This is a genomic window from Rhizobium sp. LARHSG275 (assembly GCF_052871115.1).
Window position 1 is genome coordinate 111,455 of the sequence record NZ_JBIXJN010000009.1, and the last position, 19,366, is coordinate 130,820.

The window sequence follows — 19,366 nt, forward strand, 5'->3', positions numbered from 1 at the left end:
TTACGACTCCTTCATCATCGCGCGCATCCCGGCCGGCAGATCCCATTCCGGCCGCCATCCGAGAACCGTGCGAGCCCGCGTGATATCGGCCCGCACGTCAGGTATTTCATTCCGCCGAACTGTGCAAGATGACACCACAGGTAGAGCAGCGCCGGCAGCTTCTTGCAAGATGTCGATTATTTCCTGCACCGAATACGACATTCCGGAGCCGATATTGATGCAATGGTAGCCTTCCACGGCGTCCATGGCCTTGGTAAAGGCGCTCAGGACGTCTTCAACGAAGATATAGTCACGCCGGGGATTGAGATCCAGGACCTGTATTTCCTGCTTGGTCCGTATCTGGTTCAGAAGCGTCGGTATCAGAAATTCGGGGCGCTGCCCTGCGCCATATATATTGAAAAGACGCAATACCACCACCGGTATCTGCTCGTGCGTGGCGGCGAACTCACAAAGCTGTTCGGCAAGATGTTTGGAAAGAGCGTAAGGGTTGTTCGGCCTGACCAGATCGCTTTCACGGATCGGCAGCCGGTCAGGCACTCCGTAAACATAGGCGCTTGCGAACACGAGTTTGGCCTTGTGCCGCTTGCACCAGTTCAAAGCATGGTGCGTTCCGAGGACGTTGGCGGCCGTGAAACTCGGTCCTTGGCTCCAGCTATCTGGAACAAATGTCCTGCCGGCAAGGTGAAACAGCGTGCGCGCCGCGGGAAGCTCCTGCCAAACCTTTTCTTCGCTAATATCTCCATGTGTTCGGTCAAGCGCAAGCACGTCAAAACCGGCCTCCTTGAGCCGTCTGACGAGACGGCTCCCGAGAAAACCGCCAGCACCGGTGACGATGGCATCAACCATTCAGGAACCTAGAGCGCATGGATTCGAACTGCTCGATCGCCAAGGCATAATCGTCAGGCCGTCCGATATCGAGCCAATAGCCTGCAAAATCTCGAACCGTGGCCGGCTTGCCGGCCGAAAGAAGATCAAGCATCAGCTGATCAAAGCCGTAGGCACCACCTTGTGGTATGTGCTCGACGGCCCTCGAAGACACCATGTAGACGCCCATGCTGACTTTGTATTCGGCCGTCGGCTTCTCTCGAAAACCGGTCAGCAGCCCAGCCTCGCCGGTGTCGAGAACGCCATAGTCTATGCGATGCTGACGCGTCTTGGACGAGATCGTGAATATATTCCCGTCGCGGACGTGAGCATCATGAAAATCGGCATAGTTGAGATCCGTCAGGATGTCGCCGTTCATCACCAGGAAATTCTCCGGCAGATCCTTTATCAGCCGCAGCGGCCCCATGGTGCCAAGAGGCTCGTCCTCGAGCGAATAGTCGATGCGTACACCCCACTTGTCGCCATCCTGGAAGAAAGCCTTGATCAGCTCGGCCTGGTGGTTGACGGCAAGTGTTATATGCTGAAATCCGCCTGATATCAGCTGACGAATGATCACCTCAAGAATAGGATAGTCGCCGATCGGCATTAGCGGCTTGGGAAGCACGACGGTATAGGGCCGCAACCGCGTTCCCATTCCGCCCGCCAGAATGACTGCGCGCCTAGACATTGAAGATATCCGCCTTGTATCTCGCCAGATTCTGCGGCTGACGCAGCCAGTCGATCGTCGCTCTCAGACCATCTTCCAAGCTATAACGCGGCGAAAATCCTGTCAGAGACTTGATCAGGCTGTTGTCGCAGCACAGACGCTCCACCTCGCTATTTGCCGGACGCAAACGCTGTTCGTCGCATTCGATCTCCACGCTGACGCCGATGATGTCGGCGATCAACTGGACGGTATCGCCGATCGATATCTCGCTGCCCGAGCCGATATTGACCGTCTGTCCGATGGCTTCGTCGCAGGCCGCGAGTGCCAGAAAGCCGTCGCATGTATCCTGCACGAAATTGAAATCCCGCGTGGGCGAGAGCGCACCAAGCTTCAGCGTCGTTCGTCCACTCAGAAGCTGCGAAATCACAGTCGGAATAACCGCCCTTGCAGATTGTCTCGGGCCGAAGGTGTTGAAGGGCCGTGCGATCGTCACCGGCAGATCGAAGCTCGAATGATAGCTGTAGGCGATCGCATCGGCGCCAATTTTGGAGGCCGAATAAGGCGACTGTGCCTGCAGGGGATGGCTTTCGCTGATCGGCACAAAACGCGCCGTCCCGTAGACTTCGCTCGTCGAGGTCTGGATGACACGGCCAACGCCTGCATCGAGAGCGCCCTGAAGCACGTTCAACGTGCCATGCATATTGGTATCAACGTAACTTGACGGCGCCTGATAGGAGTAGGGAATGGCGATAAGCGCGGCCAAGTGAAATATCGTATCCACGTCTTTGGCAATGGTGCGCATCTGAGCTGGATCGCGGACGTCGCCGAGAATCACCTCAAATTTGCCGCGGTATTCAGACTGGTCAAGCCAACCCCAGCTGGAGAACGAATTGTACTGGCAGAGGGCACGAACTTCGACACCCGACCTGACCAGCGTCTCAACAAGATGAGAACCGATAAACCCATCTGCCCCAGTGACAAGCGCTCTCTTCATTTCAAAACACCCTCAGAATCGCGCAGGAAGAGCTTCTCCACTTCCCAAGGCAATTGGATCGCCGAAATCGATGGTTTCCGTTGCTGGCCCAGCATCTGGATAATTCCGACATTATCCTCCACGTCAAACCGGATTCCTTCAGCGACCGAATAGATCGAGAACCGGCTCGATATGCCCAGTCGCAGGTAAAAGGTGCCCGTGTTGAGAAGAAACCCCGGAAATTTAACGCGAGCTCGATAGTAGCCGGCCGGTCGGGTACTCAAGCGTCCGACGTCGAGTTCGGGATCGGATAGGCTGACGAGCGTGGTGTAGCCGTCCTCCATCTTGATCTGCATCCCGACCGATAGGCCGGAAAGAGGCTCCCTCAATTCGTATTCGACCTCGACTGAGAATCCCTTCGAAAGTTCCAGTGTTCCCGAAACTTCATCCTTGTCGTTCAAGACCGCGACACGGCAGATAATCGCCTTTCCGTCGACGTCTTCGGGATTGACCGAGTAGCTTGCCGTACCGCCGAATTCCGGGCGATCGAGATAGGCCTTTATCACATCTCCGGTATCGCCTATCGCGGCGACCTTGCCATCGGCCATTAGAATCGATTTCGGGCAGATGCTGCTTATGGCGGTCATATTGTGGCTTACGAATAGAATCGTTCGACCGGCCTTCGTGACTTCCTGCATGCGCCCCATGCATTTGTTCTGGAAGTTGACGTCTCCGACGGCCAGCACCTCGTCAACGAGAAGAATCTCCGGCTCAAGATGCGCTGCGACGGAGAAAGCCAGACGCACATACATCCCAGATGAATATCGCTTCACAGGAGTGTCGATAAATTCGCCAATTTCGGCAAATTCGACGATCTCATCGAATTTAGATCTGACCTCGGCGCGGCTCATGCCAAGGATGGCGCCGTTGAGATAGACGTTCTCTCGACCCGTAAGCTCTGGATGAAATCCTGTGCCGACCTCAAGCAAGCTGGCAATTCTGCCCCGTATACCAATGAAACCCGAATTGGGCATCGTGATACGTGACATTACTTTCAGCAGCGTAGATTTTCCGGCGCCGTTCCTGCCGATAATTCCGACGATCTCGCCGTGCCCGACTTCGAAGGAGACATCATCAAGCGCATGAAAGATGTCGCCCTTCAATCGCGACTGCTTTCTCTTGTCGGAGGCATAATCGGATACAGAAATATTCGGATCCGGAAGATTTCGCCACTTCGCCCACCAGCTTTGCAGGTCGCGATAAAGGGTGCCATGATTGATCACGCCGAGACGATACAGCTTGCTGACGCGTTCCGCTCGAATAACGATGTCGTTCATCAGACAGTATCCATCGCGTTCACTTCCGCCCTCGAGAAAAGTGCCAGCCCGCATACCGTGATCGCAACGGTCACCGCTAGATTGGCAAGACAGAGAGTGACGGGCAAAGCTGAAGCGTCAAATAGCGCCCAACGGAAGATCTGAACCGGTGTCGTCATTGGATTGATGTAGTAGAACCAATGATATCGTTCCGGGATCTGGCTGAATGGATACACGATCGGCGTAGCGTACATCCAGAGTTGCGTCATAAATCCGACGGCATAGACGAGATCGCGAAAACGGACCGTCAGAGCGGAAACGACCAGTCCGGCACCAGTACCCAGCACGGCAATGTAGAGCAGCACCAATGGCGTCAAAAACAGGAAGCGATAGCTTAATACCAGGTCGGGGTTCGCAATCTTGATCCCGAAGGCAACCGTCAGCAAGAGCAGGAATTGGATGGCAAATGCGACAAGACCACTCATGGCAACGGACAGTGGCACCACAAGCCTGGGGAAATAGACTTTTCCGAACAGATTGGCGTTCTTGGAAAAGACTTCAGAGTTATTGGTCAGACACGCAGAAAAATAGCTCCAGACGATCGTCCCCGACATGTAAAACAGGAAAGGCGGAAGACCATCCGTGGAAAGATTGGCTATTTTTCCGAACACGACATAATAGGTCATCGCCGTCAGCGACGGCTGGATGATGTACCAGACGGGGCCCAGAATAGTTTGTTTGTAGAATGTCGTGAAATCTCGCTTGAAAAACATCCAGATGAGATTGCGATATCGCCAGACGAGGCCAAGATCCGGCGCACTGCCCTTTGAAGGCTTGATAATGATATCCCAATCGTCGTCCTCACGTGTCGAGGCCGATCCCTTCAGGTGCTCTGTCATGCCGCCAACTTCAGCTTTTCCGGGAGCGTCGCAAGAAGTCTACAGACACGCTCGATTTCATCGTTGCTATGCCCCACAGAAATAGGCAGGCTCAACTCGGTAGCATGCAGCTCATCGGCAATGGGATAATCGCCGGAAAGGATACCTTGCATTGCCTTCTGCCTATGCGGCGCGATCGGATAATGTATCTCGGTCTTGACCCCGTTATCGAGCAGCCACTGACGCAATTCGTCACGGGCCGGGTGTCGTATCCCGAAAATATGAAACACGTCATACTCGGCAGGTCGACGAAGCGGCTGCGCGAGCCATTTGGGCAGATTGGCGAAATAGATATCGGCCAATGCCCGCTTATGTTCCGTCACCTGATCGAGGTAACGCAGCTTGACCCGCAGGAATGCCGCCTGCATCTCATCAAGCCTGGAATTTACGCCAATATAGACGTTCTCATATTTTTTCTTTGAGCCGTAATTGCGCATGTGCCTCAAGCGATCTGCAAATTCGTCATCATCCGTGACGATCGCACCCGCATCCCCCAAGGCACCAAGATTCTTCGTTGGATAGAAGCTGAAGCAGCCGGCAATTCCGAAGGTGCCGGTCAGCTTGCCGTCATAGCGCGCGCCATGGGACTGCGCGCAATCCTCAATCACCTGGAGACCATGCTCACTTGCAAACGAAGCGATCTCGGTCATCCGGCAGGCTTTGCCGAATAGATGCGTCACACAGATTGCCTGGGTGTGGCGTGTGAGCGCCGGAGGAAGGCGCTCCGGATCGATATTGAAGGTTTCGCGTTCGGGCTCCACCAGAACGGGTTTGTGGCCGGCGCGAAGAATTGCCAGAATAGTCGCGATATAGGTATTGGAGGCAACCATGATCTCGCTGCCTTTCGGCAGGTCGAGCGCTTCGATCGACAGGATCAGAGCATCCAGACCGTTGGCCACGCTGATGCAATGTTTGCTTTCCGCAAAGGCGGCGAATTCAGCTTCGAATGAGGAGACCTCATTCCCAAGTATGTACCACCCGGAACGAATGATACGAGAAGCAACAGCCTCCAACTCTTCCATCAGCGCGCGGTTGGCCTGCGCAAGACTTTCATACTCAATCATCTCAGGGCCGTTCATAGGGAGTGTCGATATAGTCATCCTTATCATATCCGCGAGAGGCAAAAACGAGCAGGATTGAACCTGGGCCGAAGGTCATTTCGTGCCAGTCCCTTGGCTCTACTAGCAGGCACTGGTCCGGGGACGACAAGGTAATTTCCTCTCGGGCTTTTCCATCGTCCATCAAAATCATCACACTTCCCGAAAGCGCCACCAACGCCTGTCGAGTCTGGTGATGACGATGGCCACCGCGTGTATATCCATCGGCTCCATAGATCCAGAAGCTCCGGACGACCGGAAATGGCAGTATTCCGTCCATGACGGTCAGCGCGCCTCGTCCGTCGGACATGGTCTTTAACGTAAGTAGGGTAAAAGCAGACAAGATTGATTTTCCAGTTTTGCCGGTTCAGCCGGTTGGGAAATGCGGAGCTGGTTCCGTTACCAGGCTGATGAGGTATCGACCGTAGGAGCTCTTTTCAAGTGGAGCCGCCAGCCTTAACAGTTGCTCGGCATCTATGTATTCCAAATGAAAGGCGATTTCTTCGGGGCAGGCAATCTTCAGCCCCTGGCGCCGCTCGATGGTGGCAATGAACTGACTGGCTTCAAGGAGCGAATCATGCGTGCCCGTATCAAGCCAGGCATGCCCCCGCCCCAGAACGGCAACATTCAGCCTGCCGGCCGACAAATAATGCCGATTGATATCGGTAATTTCGGTTTCGCCGCGCGGCGATGGTTTCAAACCGGCAGCAATGTCGACCACGTCATTGTCGTAGAAATACAAGCCCGTCACAGCGTAAGAAGAGCGGGGCCTGGATGGCTTTTCTTCCAGGGTGAGGACTTTGCCCTGACCGTCAAATTCCACCACGCCATACCGTTCGGGATCGTGGACTTTATACGCGAAGATCGTCGCTTCGTCCGATCTCGCAGAAGCCGCGGATAAATCATGAGTCAGGAGGTTGCCGTAAAAGATATTGTCTCCCAACACGAGGGCCGTTGCCTCTCGCCCGATGAATTCCCTGCCAATCGAGAATGCCTGGGGAATTCCGTCCGGCGCGGCCTGCACGGCATATTGAAGATTCAACCCCCATTGGGCGCCGTCACCCAGCAGCTGTTCAAAACGTGGGGTGTCCTGCGGCGTAGAGATAATCAGGATATCTCGGATACCTGCAAGCATCAGCGTTGACAGCGGATAGTAGATCATCGGTTTGTCAAAAACCGGAAGAAGTTGTTTTGAAATGGCAAGGGTCGCGGGATGGAGCCGGGTGCCCGAGCCACCGGCGAGCAAGATGCCCTTGCGCAGCTTTTTCTTCGAAGACAAGAGACCTCCTGCAACCTTGGTAAATCCGCATTCACGAGCCTATCGTGATGACGATCGCGTTCGACACTGCTCACTACAGATAGATTGATGGGCATGCAATGCACTTGCCGATAGGCGAAGTGGCCTAATCGCGTATCAATCGGGCATTGATCAAGGATAATCTGCAGTACTGGATTGCGACGCCGCCTTTCCGTCTGCTACGGGTTGGCCAGATTTCGTCCCTTAGAATGTAAGCAAGACACCCGTCAAAATGGCTGCAGACACTGCCGATCCACGTACTCCTCGGATAAGCCTCATCACTGTTTGCTGGAACGCCGAGCAGACCATTGCCGATACGTTGCGGTCCATTGACACGCAAACCTACCGCGATTTCGAGCACATCATCATTGACGGTGGCTCAAGCGATTCCACGCTCGCCATCATCGCTTTGACGCCGGCGGACAACCGCCGCGTAGTTTCGGGACGGGACGGAGGTATCTATGAGGCCATGAACAAGGGGATTGGCCTTGCGAGCGGCGACATCATCGGCTTCTTGAATGCGGACGACACTTTCGAGAGCAGCGACTCCCTCGAAACCGTGGCGGCCGCGCTGGACGATGAAGCCTATGATGGCTGCTATGGCGATCTCATCTATGTTTCCAACCAGCATCCCGATCGCAAGGTCCGTTATTGGAAATCCTGTGCGTTTGAATCCGGTACTTTTGGACGCGGCTGGTGTCCGCCGCATCCTACATTCTATGTTCGGCGTCGCATCTATGAACGGTTTGGGACGTTCGATCTGCGTTATCGGCTGGCAGCCGACGTCGAACTTATGATGCGATTTCTGGAAGTCGCGCGCATCAGGACCCTTTATATCCCCCGCGTGTTGGTGAGGATGCGCTTGGGGGGCGCTACAAACAAAAACATTCAGAACATATCGCGTCAGAACGAGGAAGTGCTGCGTGCGCTTGCTGATCACGGCTTAAGGGTCTCGACCCTCATGTTCTGGGCATCGAAGCTTGTGAACCGCCTCGGTCAGTTCGTGAAACGAAATCGATAGCAGGATTCAAGCCCCGATTTCAGGCCGGGCCAATAGCGGGTCAGACCGCCACTTTCCCCCGCACCCCTTCCGCAATTGCCGTCATCCGATCCGCCGCAGCATGGCCAATCAGCATGAAGGCGTGCGTGCCGTTCGACCAGTAGACGACGTTCATGCCCTTGCGGCTTTCGAGATCCGGCGCTTTGGGACCGGCATCGGAGCGGACGATGCAGAGCGCCATCGGGCCGGTCTCGGGGTCGAGATAGGCGACCTGGGCAAGCGGCTTGCCGTCATATTGCAGCAGCAGGGCACGCTTGAAATCGATCCCCGGGAGCGAGACGGCTTCGGGGGAGAGCGAGAGGCCGAGCTTTTCGTCAAGTGGGCCGAGCTGGGCGGCCTGGTCCTCCCTGCCAGGAACGGGGCCGGCCAGGGTCTCCGCGGTATAGAGCGAGATATAATCGGCGACCACGGCGCGCCATTCGCTGTTTTCGTCCTTTGCCGCGAAGCCTTTGCCGATGCCGATGACGGCGCGGTCGATCGCGATGCCGGCGATTAGCGAGGCGGCGAGCGCGCCGAGGAAGCGGCGACGGCTGGCGAATGCGGGCGTGGAGGCGGGTCTTGCGCTCGGCTGCGCCGGGATGGCGGCAAGCATCGTCTCCAGCTTCTCGCGCGGGGCTTCCGACAGCAGCGGCGCGAAGGCCTGCTTGAACGGCAGGCTGGCGCGCGCCAGGAATTCCAGCCGTTCGGCGACGCTCTCGTCTTCGTTCACAATGGCTTCAATACGCGCGGCCTCTTCGGCCGTCAGTTCGCCGTCGATGAAGGCTGTGAGCTCCTCGTCGGAGGGAATGGTGTGTTTCGTGGTCATTGCCGTCCCCCTTCCGGTCCGGCGCCGGAGAGCTTGGCGCGGGCAGCAGCCAGCCGGCTCATCACGGTTCCGATCGGGATATCCAGTATGCCTGCAACCTCGCGGTAGGAAAGTCCTTCCACATAGGCGAGGAAAACCACCGTCCTCTGCGCCTCAGGCAGCGCATTCACCTGATTCAGCACCTGATGGGCCATCACATGCGTTTCGGTGTCGTGTGCGCCGTCGAAGGTCAGCGTCTCCCCGGCATCGACGAAACCCTGGCCCTGGCGCACCCGGCGGGAGCGAATCTCGTTCAGCCAGATTGAATGCAGGATCGAAAACAACCAGCGGTCGAGCCGGGTGCCGGGGATGAACTGATCGGCGCGCTCCAGCGCGCGAAGGCAGGTCGCCTGGACCAGGTCGTCGGCGACATCGCGCTGATGCGAGAGAACGAGACCATAACGCCAGAGCCTTGCCAGATTTTCCGTCAGGCCGCTTCTGATATCCGCTTCGCTCGCGATGGCCGCCTCCGCCAATCCTGCATCCCTCGGAACCGCCGGATGAACCGGCGATTCCATTCTCGCGCGACTATAGGCAGGAAATATGCTGCGCGCGACCGACATTCTCACATCCCATTCGTGGTTCCGTATTCTCGCCCGTGGCCGGCCGATCAGATCTTCGAAGGGTCGAGGATCGCGGCGTTCAAGTCCTGATATTCCTCGCAACCGGTGCCGCAGATCGCCTTGATCGTGTTCAACTGATCCTTGGCGAGATCGAGCTGGCCCTTGATGACATAGGCTTCGCCGAGATATTCGCGGACCTTGGCATATTGCGGGTCCATCTTCACCGATTGCAGGTAGTAGGAGATGCCTTCGTCAGTGCGGCCGAGCTTGCGGGTGGCATAGCCGCGATAATTGAGAACTTCCGCCGTGTTCTGGTCCTTGACGGTGTCGAGCACGGCAAGCGCCTCTTCGTAACGACCGGCCTTGGCCAGCGAATAGGCATAATCGGCGCGGTTCTCGTCCGAGACGTTGGCGCTCTGCTGCTTGACGCATTTCTTGGTCTTCTGGTCGTAGATCTCGCCCTTCTTGCAGGTGGGCGTTGTGCTACTGTTATCGCCGATCGCAAAGACCGGGCCGGAGAAAACAGAAGCGACAAGGCAGCCGCCGAGAACGATGGAAGCGATGCGAGCTGGCGTGATCGTCATGGGGAAACTCCTCTAGAAATGACGTTGCGAGGAGAGAACACCGCTGCTTAGGGCTTTATTCGGCTGCTCCTCGCATTTCTTTCATCACGGTTTCGTGAAGCACGCTGATCCGAATAATTTCGGCGTAGGCGTGTTTTCAGTCGTTGCGCCGGGAACGACAAGGAGAACACCATGACCGAGACCGTGAAACTCGTCAGCCTCGCCGTTGCGACACCCGAACATGTCATTTTCCAAAGACAGGCGGTCGAAGCCTCTGCCCGCCTGTTTGCCGACCGCTTCGAGGATTTCCGGCATCTTGCCCGCGTCTTCGACAGCGCCGGTATCGAAAAGCGTCATGCGGCGCGGCCGCTTGCGTGGTTCGACGAGCCACATGGCTGGCAGGACCGGATGCAGGCCTTTGCAGAGGTGGCGGGCAGGCTTTTTGTTGAGGCTGCCAGCTCGGCCCTTCGCCAGGCAGGGCTTGAGGCCGGCGATGTCGACTGTGTCGTAACCGTCTCCTCCACCGGTTTTACGACACCGAGCCTCGATGCGCAGCTAGCTGGCCGGATGGGTTTCAGGCCCGATATCGAACGCGTGCCGATCTTCGGGCTCGGCTGTGCGGCTGGCGTATCAGGCTTTGCGATCGCCTCACGGCTGGCGCGGGGCCGGCCGGGCGCTGTCGTGCTTTTCGTCTCGATCGAGCTTTGCACGCTCGCCTTCCGGCTGGACGAGTTGACGCGGCCGAACATTATCGCCACAGCGCTTTTTGGCGACGGCGCGGCCGCCTGCGTGCTGCGATCAGGCGAAGACGGGCTGGCGGAGGTGGAATCGACCGGCGAACATCTCTTTCCCGACACGCTCGATATCATGGGCTGGAAGATAGACGACGGCGGCTTCGGCATCGTACTGGCGCAATCGCTGCCGCCCTTTGCCGAAAAGGAGCTTGGCCCGGCGGTGGGGGCTATTCTGGCGCGCAACAGGTTGAAGGTGGAGGATATCGACCGCTTCATCTGCCATCCCGGCGGCACCAAGGTGCTGGCGGCGATGGAGAGTGCGCTTTCGCTGTTGCCGGGGACGCTCGATCACGAGCGCGCCGTGCTTGCCGAATATGGCAACATGTCCTCGCCGACCATTCTGTTCGTGCTGGAGCGGGCAATCCGCGCCGGGTTGCCGGCGCGCTCGGCGATGATCGCCATGGGGCCGGGCTTTTCGGCCAGCTGCGTGACGCTGCGGAGGGCCGCATGATGTGGCCGTCGATCGCGCTTCTGGCATTCGTGACGCTGCAGCGGCTGGCGGAACTCGTGCTCGCCCGGCGCAACACGGCCGCGCTTCTTGCCGGTGGCGCCAGAGAGGTGGCACCCGAGCATTATCCCGTCATGGTGGCGCTGCATGCAGGCTGGATTATCGGCCTTTGGCTCACTGCACCGGGCAGGCCGATCGCGCTCTTCTGGTTTCTGGTGTTCATGGGGTTGCAGGCGCTGCGGCTCTGGGTGCTGGCGACGCTGAAAGGCCGCTGGACGACGCGTATCGTCATCCTGCCCGGTGCGCCGCTCGTCAGCTCCGGGCCCTATCGCTTCCTCCGCCATCCGAACTATGCGATCGTCGTCGGCGAAGTCGCCGTCCTTCCCCTCGCCTTCGGCCTGCCGCTTTACGCGATCGTCTTTTCCCTTTTCAACGCGCTTATCCTCCATGTCCGCGTGAAGGCTGAAAATGCCGCACTGAAAAGCGCAATGATTTTGAAATGAATGCGATTTTCCGTTTGCGTCGCGGTATCGGCGCGGGCATTTTCACCGCGTTAGACAAAGCGGAATGCAAGCGGAAATGACGAAAAACGCAATCGTGCTCGGCGCCGGCATCGTCGGGGTTTCCACGGCCATCCATCTTCAGCGGCGCGGCCGGCAGGTGACGCTGATCGACCGCAAGGATCCGGGCAACGAAACCTCCTTCGGCAATGCCGGCCTGATCCAGCGCGAAGGTGTGGCACCTTACGGCTTTCCCCAGCAGCTCGGGATTTTGCTGCGTTATGCGCTGAATAATCGCATCGACGCGCATTATCACCTGCGCACGCTGCCGAGTCAGATCGCGTTTCTCGCCCGCTACTGGTGGAATTCCAATGCGCGGCGCCACGCCATCATCACCCGGGCCTATGCGCCGCTGATCGAAAATTCGATTGTGGAGCACAAGGACCTGATCGAAGCGTCGGAGGCCGAAGGGCTGATCCGCAAGGACGGCTGGATAAAGATTTTCCGCACTGAAGCCAAGCGCGACGCGGCTTTCGCAGAGGCAGCACTTTGGCGGAATGAATTCGACGTGGCGTACGACAGCCTGACCTCGGCCGACATCGCCCGCATGGAACCTCATATGACCGGCGATTTCGCCGGCGGTATTCGCTGGCGCGATCCCTGGTCGGTGCTCGATCCGCATGCGCTGACATCGGCCTATCGCCGCTATTTCGAGAGTATCGGCGGCCGGTTCGTCACGGGCGACGCCGCCTCGCTCGGTCCGTTCGGCTCCGGCTGGAAGATCATGACCGCGGAAGGTGCGCTCGAAGCCAACGATGCTGTGATGGCACTCGGCCCCTGGGCGGCCGTTGCGACGCGCCGGCTCGGCTATTCCTTCCCGCTCGGCGTCAAGCGTGGCTATCACATGCACTATGCCGCCGAGGGCAATGCCGTGCTCAACAACTGGACGCTCGATGCCGAACGCGGCTACCTCCTTGCGCCGATGAACCGCGGCATCCGCCTGACGACCGGGGCGGAGTTTGCTACGCTCGACGCGCCGAAGACGCCGGTCCAGCTCGACCGCGCCGAAGCCGTGGCGCGCACGATCTTCCCGCTCGGAGGCAGGCTCGATCCCGAACCCTGGATGGGCGCGCGCCCCTGCACGCCGGATATGATGCCGATCATCGGCAAGGCGCCGCGTCATCAGGGCCTGTGGTTTGCCTTCGGCCATGCCCATCACGGGCTGACGCTCGGACCGGTGACCGGCCGCGTGCTTGCCGAACTCATCACCGGCGAGACGCCGTTCATCGATATCGCGGCCTATTCGCCGCAGCGTTTCAGCCCGTAACGCCGAGTGTTGCGAGACCTTCGAGGGCCGTTGCTGCAATGCCGTCCACGGTGTCGTCGATATCGACAGTGACGACGCCCGGCTCGCCTGTGGGCACCTCAAGCGTCGCCAGTTGGCTGTCGAGCAGCGAGACCGGCATGAAGTGCCCCTTGCGCTCGCCCATCCTTTTCATCAGCAGCGCCCTGGAACCTTCGAGATAGACGAAGAGCAGATTGCCGCCGGCAGCAGCCCTGAGCCTGTCGCGATAGAGACGCTTCAGCGCCGAGCAGGAGACGATGATGCCCTCGCTCTTTTCCAGCGAGGCCTTCATCTCTTCGCCGATGCGGTCGAGCCAGGGCATCCGGTCGTCATCGGTCAGCGGAATGCCCTTCGACATCTTCTCGACATTGGCGGCCGGATGAAGCGCATCGCCCTCTATAAACTGCAGGTGCAGCGCTTCGGCGAGTTTTTCGCCGACGGAGGACTTGCCGCAGCCGCTGACGCCCATGACGACGATCGCATGGGGTCTGTTCATCTGCTCATCCGGCATGTTTGCTCCTCAGCTTATCTCCCCGCTCAGTCGAGCGGGAAATGACAGGCATATTGTTGTGCGCCTTCTCCACTTAATTCGGGAGAAACCTGGCGGCAATAGTCCTGCGCCTTCCAGCAGCGCGGATTGAAGTGGCAGCCCGTCGGCGGCTTCAGCGGCGAAGGCAGTTCACCCTGCAGGCGAATGCGGGTCTTCGCACGGTCTGGATCGGCAATCGGCGTCGCCGACAGCAAGGCTGCCGTGTAGGGATGGCGCGGCCGGGCGAAGACCTCGGCGGCAGGACCGGTTTCGATCGGGCGGCCGAGATACATCACCATTATCTCGTCGGCGATGTGATGGACAACCGAGAGGCCGTGCGAGATGAAGAGATAGGCAAGACCCATCTCCTTCTGCAGGTCCATGAGCAAGTTCAGCACCTGCGCCTGGATCGACAGGTCGAGCGCCGAAACCGGCTCGTCGAGCACCAGCACCTTCGGCCGCAGCATCAGGGCGCGGGCAATGGCGATGCGCTGGCGCTGGCCGCCGGAGAACATATGGGGGTAACGGCCATAGTGCTCCGGACGCAGGCCGACGCGGGCCATCATCTCCTCCACTTTGCGGCGGCGGGCGGCGGCGTCGAGACTGGTGTTGATCTTCAGCGGCTCTTCAAGGATCGAGCCAACCTTCTGGCGCGGGTTGAGCGAGCCGTAGGGGTTCTGGAAGACGATCTGCACTTGGCTGCGCAGGCTGCGGTCGCCGACATGAGCGGGCTTGCCATCGATCAGCAATTGCCCCGAAGTCGGATTCTCGATCATCGTGACCAGGCGAGCGAGCGTCGACTTGCCGCAGCCGGATTCGCCGACGACGGCGAGCGTCTTGCCGGAATGCAGGCTGAAGCTGACGCCGTTCAGCGCCTTGACGGTGGCATCGGCTTTGAAGAGGCCGCGGTTGACCGTGTAGAAGCGGGCGAGATCCCTGCCCTCGAGAACAGCGCTCGTCATACGAGGTCTCCTGCGGTTTCAACGGCCATGATGCCGGGATGCCCGAGCGGCTTGCCGTCCTTCAAGGGATAGTTGCAGAGCGCCAGTCCAAGCTCCGGTCCCTGGCGGACCACGCCACGGTCGCATTCGACCGTGGCGAAGCCGCAGCGCGGCGCAAAGAGACAGCCTGTCGGGCGACCATGCTGCCCGGGAACGACACCGGCGATCGAGGGAAGACGCTGGCCGACCTTGGCGCGTTCCGGCAGCGCTGCGAGCAGGGCTGCGGTATAGGGATGATGCGGGTCGCGGAACAGCGCCCTCACCGGCTGTTCCTCGACCTTCTGGCCGGCATATTGCACCTGCACCCGCTCGGCAGTTTCGGCAACGACACCCATGTCGTGGGTGATCAGCACCAGCGCCATGCCCTGCTCCTTCTGCAGGCGGACGAGCAGATCCAGAATCTGCGCCTGGATCGTCACGTCGAGCGCGGTCGTCGGCTCGTCGGCGATGAGGAGCTTCGGATTGCAGGCGAGTGCCATGGCGATCATGACGCGCTGGCTCATGCCGCCGGACATCTGATGCGGGAAGTTCGACAGGCGCTCTTCCGGCGCCGGAATGCCGACGAGGTTCAAGAGCTCGATCGAGCGTTGGCGGCGCTCCTTGCGGTTGAGGCCCATATGCACGCGCAGGGTCTCGCCGAGCTGGAAACCGACCGTGAAGCAAGGATTGAGGCTCGACATCGGCTCCTGGAAGATCATCGCCATATCCTTGCCGACGATCCTGCGGCGCTGGCGGGCGGAGATGTCGCGCAGGTCCTTGCCGTCGAACTGCATCCGGTCGGCGGTGATCTTCGCCGTCCAGGGCAGAAGCCCCATGAGGGCCAGCATGGCAACGGATTTACCCGAGCCGGATTCGCCGACGACCGACAGGATCTCGCCCTTGTCGCAGGCAAGCGATACGCCGTCGACGGCGCGGAAGAGACCGGAAGAGGTCTGGAATTCGACAGTCAGATTTTCAATCTCGAGGAGTGGCATCACGACCTCTTCAGTTTGGGATCGAGTGCGTCGCGCAGACCGTCGCCCATCAGATTGATGGCGAGAACGGTGATGAGGATGGCAAGACCAGGGAATGTCACCACCCACCAGGCGCGCGATATGAACTCACGGGATTCGGCCAGCATCGTCCCCCATTCGGGTGTCGGCGGCTGAGCGCCCATGCCGAGAAAGCCGAGGGCGGCAGCATCGAGAATCGCCGCCGAGAAGGCGAGCGTCGCCTGAACGATCAGCGGCCCAAGACAGTTCGGCAGGATCGTCTTGAACATCAACCGGAAGGTGCCGGCACCGGCAACACGCGAGGCGATCACATATTCCTTCTCGCGTTCTGAAATGACCGAGGCGCGCGTCAACCGCACGAAATGCGGCTGGTTGACCAGCGAAATCGCGATCATCGCATTGGTAAGCCCTGGCCCGAGCACGGCCACCAGCACCAGAGCGAGCAGCAGTGACGGGAAGGCCAGGATGATATCCATCAGGCGCATGATCGCCGTATCGACCTTGCCGCGGAAAAATCCGGCGACGAGGCCGATCAGCACGCCTGAAATGACCGAAAGCGTGACGACGACGACGCCGATGAACAGCGAAAACCGCGCGCCGTAGATCAGGCGCGAGAGGATATCGCGGCCGACGGCATCCGTTCCAAGCGGGAAGGAGGCGCTGCCGCCCTCCATCCAGAATGGCACGGCGAGCAGTACCGCACGGTTCTGCTCGTTCGGCTCATGCGGCGCAAAGAGCGGCGCGAAGACTGCGACGATCAGGATGATGATGAAAACCACCAGGCCGATGACGGCGCCCTTGTTGCGGGAGAAATAATGCCAGAAATCCGCAAGAGCGGATGGCTGGCCGGTTTTGACGGTGACCGTGCTCATGGACCGCTCCTAATGACGAATGCGCGGATTGATGAAGCCGTAGAGAACATCAACAATCAGATTGACCAGCATGATGACGCCGGCGATCAGCAGAAGACCGCCCTGGACCACGGCATAATCGCGCTTGAAGACCGAATCGACCATCCATTTGCCGATGCCCGGCCAGGAGAAGATCGTCTCGGTGAGGATGGCGCCGGCAAGAAGAACGCCGATCTGCAGACCGATCGTGGTGATGACAGGGATCATCGCATTGCGCAGCGCATGCACGCCGACAACGCGCAGCGGCTTCAGGCCCTTCGAGCGCGCGGTGCGGACATAGTCCTCGCCCAGAACCTCGAGCATCGCCGAACGCGTCTGGCGCGCGATGACGGCAAGCGGAATGGTCGCCAGCACGATGGTCGGCAGGATGAGATAGCTGACGGCGGAGGCGAAAGCCCCCTTTTGGCCTGACAGCAGGCTGTCGATCAGCATGAAACCGGTGACCGGCTTGAAGAAATACATCAGCGAGATTCGACCGGAAACCGGCGTCCAGCCGAGATAGCCGGAGAAGAAGATAATGAGCAGCAGACCCCACCAGAAGATCGGCATGGAATAACCGATGAGGGCAACACCCATTACGCTCTGATCGAACCACGTGCCACGCTTGACCGCCGCAAAGACGCCGGCGGGCACGCCAAGACAGACCGCAATGATGATGGCACAGAGCGAAAGCTCCAGCGTTGCCGGAAACAGGGTCAGGAATTCGCCGAGAACCGGCCGCTTAGTGATGATCGAGGTGCCGAGATCGCCGTGCAGCACTTTTACGAGGTAGTCGAAATACTGCACATACATGGGCCGGTCGAAGCCGAGATCGTGCATGATCTGGGCGTGACGCTCCGGCGCCATGACACGTTCACCCGACAGGAGCATGACGGGATCGCCGGGAAGCATGCGGATGAACGAGAAGGCAATGAGGGAAACGCCGAGGAATGTCGGGATCAGCACCGCGAAGCGGCTGATGAAAAAACGCAACATGGCAGGTATCCAATAGTTTCCGGCGGTCAGGAGACCCTGACCGCCGGCTGCGCCCAGCTCTGCCGGGCATTCTTACATTATTCTTGTTATTCGGATACGTCGACGCCGTCGAAGCGGTGAATGCCGAGCGGGTCCATCTGGAAGCCGGAGACCTTCTTACTCATCGGAACGAAGACAAGCGAGTGGTCGAGGGTCGCCCAGGGAGCTTCCTTCTTGAAGATCAGCTGCGCCTGCTCATAGGCCTTCGTACGCTCGCCGACATCGGCGGTCAGCTTGGCCTTGGTCATCAAGTCGTCATATTCCTTGTTGCACCACTGAGCACGGTTGTTGCCGCCGACGGCATCGCAGCCGAGCAGCGTATCCATGAAGTTATCGGGATCACCGTTATCGCCCGTCCAGCCGAGGATGACGGCGCCGTCGCGCTTCACGTCGGAGGAGAGCTTCAGATATTCGGCCCACTCATGGGTGACGATCTCGACCTTGACACCGATCTTGGCGAAATCCGCCTGCATCAATTCGGCGGCGCGGCGCGCGTTCAGCATATAGGGGCGCGAAACCGGCATCGCCCAGATCTTCATGCTGAGATCCTTGACGCCGGCATCGGCGAGAGCCTTCTTGGCAGCATCCGGATCGTACTTGTCGTCCTGAACAGCGTCGTTATAGGACCACATCGTCGGCGGGATCGGGTTCTTGGCAACGGCGGCAGCACCCTGGAAGACGGCGTCGATGATCGCCTGCTTGTTGATCGCCATGTTGAGCGCACGGCGAACTTCCGGCTTGTCGAACGGAGCCATCTGCGTGTTGTAGGCGAGGAAGCCGACATTGAGACCGGCCTGCTCCAGCACGGTCAGATTGTTATCCTTCTTCAGCTCGGAGACGTCGGCTGCATTCGGATAGGGGATCAGATGGCATTCGCCGGCCTTCAGCTTCTGAGCACGGACAGCCGCATCAGAGGTGATGGCGAAAACCAGATCGTCGATCTTTTCCTTGCCCTTGAAATAGGTTTCGTTCGCTTTGTAGCGGATGACGGCATCCGGCTGATAGGCGACGAAGGTGAACGGGCCGGTGCCGAGCGGCTGCTGGTTCATCTGCGCCATCTTGCCGTCGGCGGCGAGTTTGTCGGCATATTCCTTGGAGACGATCGAGGCGAAGTCCATGGCGAGGTCGGCGAGGAACGGCGCTTCGGGATGGTTGAGCGTGAACTTGACCGTGAGGTCGTCGACCTTTGCGATCGACTTGATCAGCTCCGGGAAGCCCATGCCGGCGGCGTATTCGTAGGAACCGCCCTCGACATACTTGTTCCACGGATTGTCGGACTTCAGCTGGCGCTCGAAGGAGAACACGACGTCGTCGGCGTTGAATTCACGCGTCGGCGTGAAGAAGTCGGTGGTCTGGTACTTGACGCCGGGATGAAGCTTGAAGGTGTATTCCGTGCCGTCGGCCGAAACGCTCCAGCTGTCGGCCAGACCGGGCTCGATCTCGGTCCCGCCATGCTTGAATTCGACGAGGCGGCTATAGACCGTGCGCGACGACGCGTCGAAGGTCGTGCCTGCCGTATAGAGGCTCGGGTCGAAGCCTTCCGGCGAGCCCTCGGAGCAATAAACAAGGGTCTTGGACCAGGCCGACGTCGCCATGACGGAAATCAGGGCCGTCGCTGCCAGGAGGACAGAGATCTTTTTCATAATATTG

General features: G+C 59.1%; 21 protein-coding genes. 4 read left to right on the top strand and 17 right to left on the bottom strand.

Features of this window, described 5'->3' with window-relative positions:
- The 8 genes from ACIPSK_RS14045 to rfbA are packed head-to-tail and all read right to left on the bottom strand — an operon-like array spanning position 1 to position 7,134.
- Entirely contained in the window at positions 1 to 846 is an 846-nt protein-coding gene (locus ACIPSK_RS14045; protein WP_162119495.1) for an NAD-dependent epimerase/dehydratase family protein, read from the bottom strand.
- Entirely contained in the window at positions 839 to 1,552 is a 714-nt protein-coding gene (locus ACIPSK_RS14050) for a sugar phosphate nucleotidyltransferase (RefSeq protein WP_162119494.1), read from the bottom strand. Before ACIPSK_RS14050 ends, ACIPSK_RS14045 begins: the two co-directional genes overlap by 8 nt.
- Entirely contained in the window at positions 1,545 to 2,525 is a 981-nt protein-coding gene (locus tag ACIPSK_RS14055) for an NAD-dependent 4,6-dehydratase LegB (protein ID WP_162119493.1), read from the bottom strand. The genes ACIPSK_RS14050 and ACIPSK_RS14055 overlap by 8 nt, the downstream gene beginning before the upstream one ends.
- Positions 2,522 to 3,841 carry an ABC transporter ATP-binding protein gene (locus ACIPSK_RS14060; protein ID WP_162119492.1) on the bottom strand — a complete coding sequence of 440 codons (1,320 nt, stop codon included), beginning with the start codon at positions 3,839 to 3,841 and terminating at the stop codon, positions 2,522 to 2,524. The genes ACIPSK_RS14055 and ACIPSK_RS14060 overlap by 4 nt, the downstream gene beginning before the upstream one ends.
- On the bottom strand, positions 3,841 to 4,719 hold the full coding sequence (locus tag ACIPSK_RS14065; RefSeq protein ID WP_162119491.1) for an ABC transporter permease: 879 nt from the start codon (positions 4,717 to 4,719) through the stop codon (positions 3,841 to 3,843). Before ACIPSK_RS14065 ends, ACIPSK_RS14060 begins: the two co-directional genes overlap by 1 nt.
- Positions 4,716 to 5,822 (bottom strand): DegT/DnrJ/EryC1/StrS family aminotransferase, encoded by a 1,107-nt coding sequence (locus tag ACIPSK_RS14070; protein ID WP_162119498.1) that lies wholly within the window; start codon positions 5,820 to 5,822, stop codon positions 4,716 to 4,718. Before ACIPSK_RS14070 ends, ACIPSK_RS14065 begins: the two co-directional genes overlap by 4 nt.
- Position 5,823: 1 nt before the next feature.
- On the bottom strand, positions 5,824 to 6,198 hold the full coding sequence (locus ACIPSK_RS14075; protein WP_162119490.1) for a sugar 3,4-ketoisomerase: 375 nt from the start codon (positions 6,196 to 6,198) through the stop codon (positions 5,824 to 5,826).
- Positions 6,199 to 6,222: 24 nt separating this feature from the next.
- Entirely contained in the window at positions 6,223 to 7,134 is a 912-nt protein-coding gene (gene rfbA, locus ACIPSK_RS14080; RefSeq protein WP_162119489.1) for a glucose-1-phosphate thymidylyltransferase RfbA, read from the bottom strand.
- 250 nt (positions 7,135 to 7,384) lie between these two features.
- Between rfbA and ACIPSK_RS14085 the strand changes: the two genes are divergently transcribed.
- A complete protein-coding gene (locus tag ACIPSK_RS14085; protein WP_162119488.1) occupies positions 7,385 to 8,173 on the top strand; it encodes a glycosyltransferase family 2 protein in 789 nt (262 codons plus the stop codon).
- 40 nt (positions 8,174 to 8,213) lie between these two features.
- Here the strand turns inward: ACIPSK_RS14085 and ACIPSK_RS14090 are convergent, their stop codons facing one another.
- From ACIPSK_RS14090 to ACIPSK_RS14100, 3 genes are read right to left on the bottom strand one after another with little or no spacing between them, the layout of a single operon-like run.
- Positions 8,214 to 9,017 carry an anti-sigma factor family protein gene (locus tag ACIPSK_RS14090; RefSeq protein ID WP_162119487.1) on the bottom strand — a complete coding sequence of 268 codons (804 nt, stop codon included), beginning with the start codon at positions 9,015 to 9,017 and terminating at the stop codon, positions 8,214 to 8,216.
- The gene (locus ACIPSK_RS14095) at positions 9,014 to 9,619 is read right to left on the bottom strand and encodes an RNA polymerase sigma factor (RefSeq protein ID WP_162119486.1); all 606 of its coding nucleotides are present in this window, start codon (positions 9,617 to 9,619) and stop codon (positions 9,014 to 9,016) included. The genes ACIPSK_RS14090 and ACIPSK_RS14095 overlap by 4 nt, the downstream gene beginning before the upstream one ends.
- 47 nt (positions 9,620 to 9,666) lie before the next feature.
- The gene (locus tag ACIPSK_RS14100) at positions 9,667 to 10,203 is read right to left on the bottom strand and encodes a tetratricopeptide repeat protein (protein WP_017967117.1); all 537 of its coding nucleotides are present in this window, start codon (positions 10,201 to 10,203) and stop codon (positions 9,667 to 9,669) included.
- A 171-nt stretch (positions 10,204 to 10,374) separates the two neighbouring features.
- Between ACIPSK_RS14100 and ACIPSK_RS14105 the strand changes: the two genes are divergently transcribed.
- From ACIPSK_RS14105 to ACIPSK_RS14115, 3 genes are all read left to right on the top strand, one after another.
- On the top strand, positions 10,375 to 11,427 hold the full coding sequence (locus ACIPSK_RS14105; RefSeq protein WP_162119485.1) for a type III polyketide synthase: 1,053 nt from the start codon (positions 10,375 to 10,377) through the stop codon (positions 11,425 to 11,427).
- Positions 11,424 to 11,927: an isoprenylcysteine carboxyl methyltransferase family protein gene (locus tag ACIPSK_RS14110; RefSeq protein WP_162119484.1), complete on the top strand. Its 504-nt coding sequence runs from the start codon at positions 11,424 to 11,426 to the stop codon at positions 11,925 to 11,927. The genes ACIPSK_RS14105 and ACIPSK_RS14110 overlap by 4 nt, the downstream gene beginning before the upstream one ends.
- A 76-nt stretch (positions 11,928 to 12,003) precedes the next feature.
- Entirely contained in the window at positions 12,004 to 13,251 is a 1,248-nt protein-coding gene (locus ACIPSK_RS14115; RefSeq protein WP_162119483.1) for an NAD(P)/FAD-dependent oxidoreductase, read from the top strand.
- On the opposite strand, the gene ACIPSK_RS14120 is transcribed toward ACIPSK_RS14115, so the two are convergent.
- The 6 genes from ACIPSK_RS14120 to ACIPSK_RS14145 all read right to left on the bottom strand — a co-directional run bounded on the left by ACIPSK_RS14120 (position 13,241) and on the right by ACIPSK_RS14145 (position 19,359).
- Entirely contained in the window at positions 13,241 to 13,780 is a 540-nt protein-coding gene (locus tag ACIPSK_RS14120) for a gluconokinase (RefSeq protein WP_162119482.1), read from the bottom strand. The genes ACIPSK_RS14115 and ACIPSK_RS14120 overlap by 11 nt on opposite strands.
- Before the next feature lie 26 nt (positions 13,781 to 13,806).
- Positions 13,807 to 14,760 (bottom strand): peptide ABC transporter ATP-binding protein, encoded by a 954-nt coding sequence (locus tag ACIPSK_RS14125; protein ID WP_162119481.1) that lies wholly within the window; start codon positions 14,758 to 14,760, stop codon positions 13,807 to 13,809.
- Positions 14,757 to 15,773, bottom strand: a complete 1,017-nt coding sequence (locus ACIPSK_RS14130) for an ABC transporter ATP-binding protein (RefSeq protein ID WP_162119480.1) — start codon at positions 15,771 to 15,773, stop codon at positions 14,757 to 14,759. Before ACIPSK_RS14130 ends, ACIPSK_RS14125 begins: the two co-directional genes overlap by 4 nt.
- A complete protein-coding gene (locus ACIPSK_RS14135; protein WP_017967110.1) occupies positions 15,773 to 16,663 on the bottom strand; it encodes an ABC transporter permease subunit in 891 nt (296 codons plus the stop codon). Before ACIPSK_RS14135 ends, ACIPSK_RS14130 begins: the two co-directional genes overlap by 1 nt.
- 9 nt (positions 16,664 to 16,672) lie before the next feature.
- Entirely contained in the window at positions 16,673 to 17,677 is a 1,005-nt protein-coding gene (locus ACIPSK_RS14140; RefSeq protein ID WP_162119479.1) for an ABC transporter permease subunit, read from the bottom strand.
- A gap of 86 nt (positions 17,678 to 17,763) precedes the next feature.
- Positions 17,764 to 19,359: an ABC transporter substrate-binding protein gene (locus ACIPSK_RS14145; protein WP_162119478.1), complete on the bottom strand. Its 1,596-nt coding sequence runs from the start codon at positions 19,357 to 19,359 to the stop codon at positions 17,764 to 17,766.
- Between the last annotated feature and the right edge of the window lie 7 nt (positions 19,360 to 19,366).

Coding starts and splice junctions, on each gene's coding strand:
- ACIPSK_RS14070 (WP_162119498.1), bottom strand. CDS start 5,822: ATGATTGAGTATGAAAGTCTTGCGCAGGCCAACCGCGCGCTGATGGAA.
- ACIPSK_RS14120 (WP_162119482.1), bottom strand. CDS start 13,780: ATGCCGGATGAGCAGATGAACAGACCCCATGCGATCGTCGTCATGGGC.
- ACIPSK_RS14050 (WP_162119494.1), bottom strand. CDS start 1,552: ATGTCTAGGCGCGCAGTCATTCTGGCGGGCGGAATGGGAACGCGGTTG.
- ACIPSK_RS14065 (WP_162119491.1), bottom strand. CDS start 4,719: ATGACAGAGCACCTGAAGGGATCGGCCTCGACACGTGAGGACGACGAT.
- ACIPSK_RS14110 (WP_162119484.1), top strand. CDS start 11,424: ATGATGTGGCCGTCGATCGCGCTTCTGGCATTCGTGACGCTGCAGCGG.
- ACIPSK_RS14105 (WP_162119485.1), top strand. CDS start 10,375: ATGACCGAGACCGTGAAACTCGTCAGCCTCGCCGTTGCGACACCCGAA.
- ACIPSK_RS14125 (WP_162119481.1), bottom strand. CDS start 14,760: ATGACGAGCGCTGTTCTCGAGGGCAGGGATCTCGCCCGCTTCTACACG.
- ACIPSK_RS14140 (WP_162119479.1), bottom strand. CDS start 17,677: ATGTTGCGTTTTTTCATCAGCCGCTTCGCGGTGCTGATCCCGACATTC.
- ACIPSK_RS14045 (WP_162119495.1), bottom strand. CDS start 846: ATGGTTGATGCCATCGTCACCGGTGCTGGCGGTTTTCTCGGGAGCCGT.
- ACIPSK_RS14100 (WP_017967117.1), bottom strand. CDS start 10,203: ATGACGATCACGCCAGCTCGCATCGCTTCCATCGTTCTCGGCGGCTGC.
- ACIPSK_RS14060 (WP_162119492.1), bottom strand. CDS start 3,841: ATGAACGACATCGTTATTCGAGCGGAACGCGTCAGCAAGCTGTATCGT.
- ACIPSK_RS14055 (WP_162119493.1), bottom strand. CDS start 2,525: ATGAAGAGAGCGCTTGTCACTGGGGCAGATGGGTTTATCGGTTCTCAT.
- ACIPSK_RS14095 (WP_162119486.1), bottom strand. CDS start 9,619: ATGTCGGTCGCGCGCAGCATATTTCCTGCCTATAGTCGCGCGAGAATG.
- ACIPSK_RS14085 (WP_162119488.1), top strand. CDS start 7,385: ATGGCTGCAGACACTGCCGATCCACGTACTCCTCGGATAAGCCTCATC.
- ACIPSK_RS14130 (WP_162119480.1), bottom strand. CDS start 15,773: ATGCCACTCCTCGAGATTGAAAATCTGACTGTCGAATTCCAGACCTCT.
- ACIPSK_RS14090 (WP_162119487.1), bottom strand. CDS start 9,017: ATGACCACGAAACACACCATTCCCTCCGACGAGGAGCTCACAGCCTTC.
- ACIPSK_RS14115 (WP_162119483.1), top strand. CDS start 12,004: ATGACGAAAAACGCAATCGTGCTCGGCGCCGGCATCGTCGGGGTTTCC.
- ACIPSK_RS14145 (WP_162119478.1), bottom strand. CDS start 19,359: ATGAAAAAGATCTCTGTCCTCCTGGCAGCGACGGCCCTGATTTCCGTC.
- ACIPSK_RS14135 (WP_017967110.1), bottom strand. CDS start 16,663: ATGAGCACGGTCACCGTCAAAACCGGCCAGCCATCCGCTCTTGCGGAT.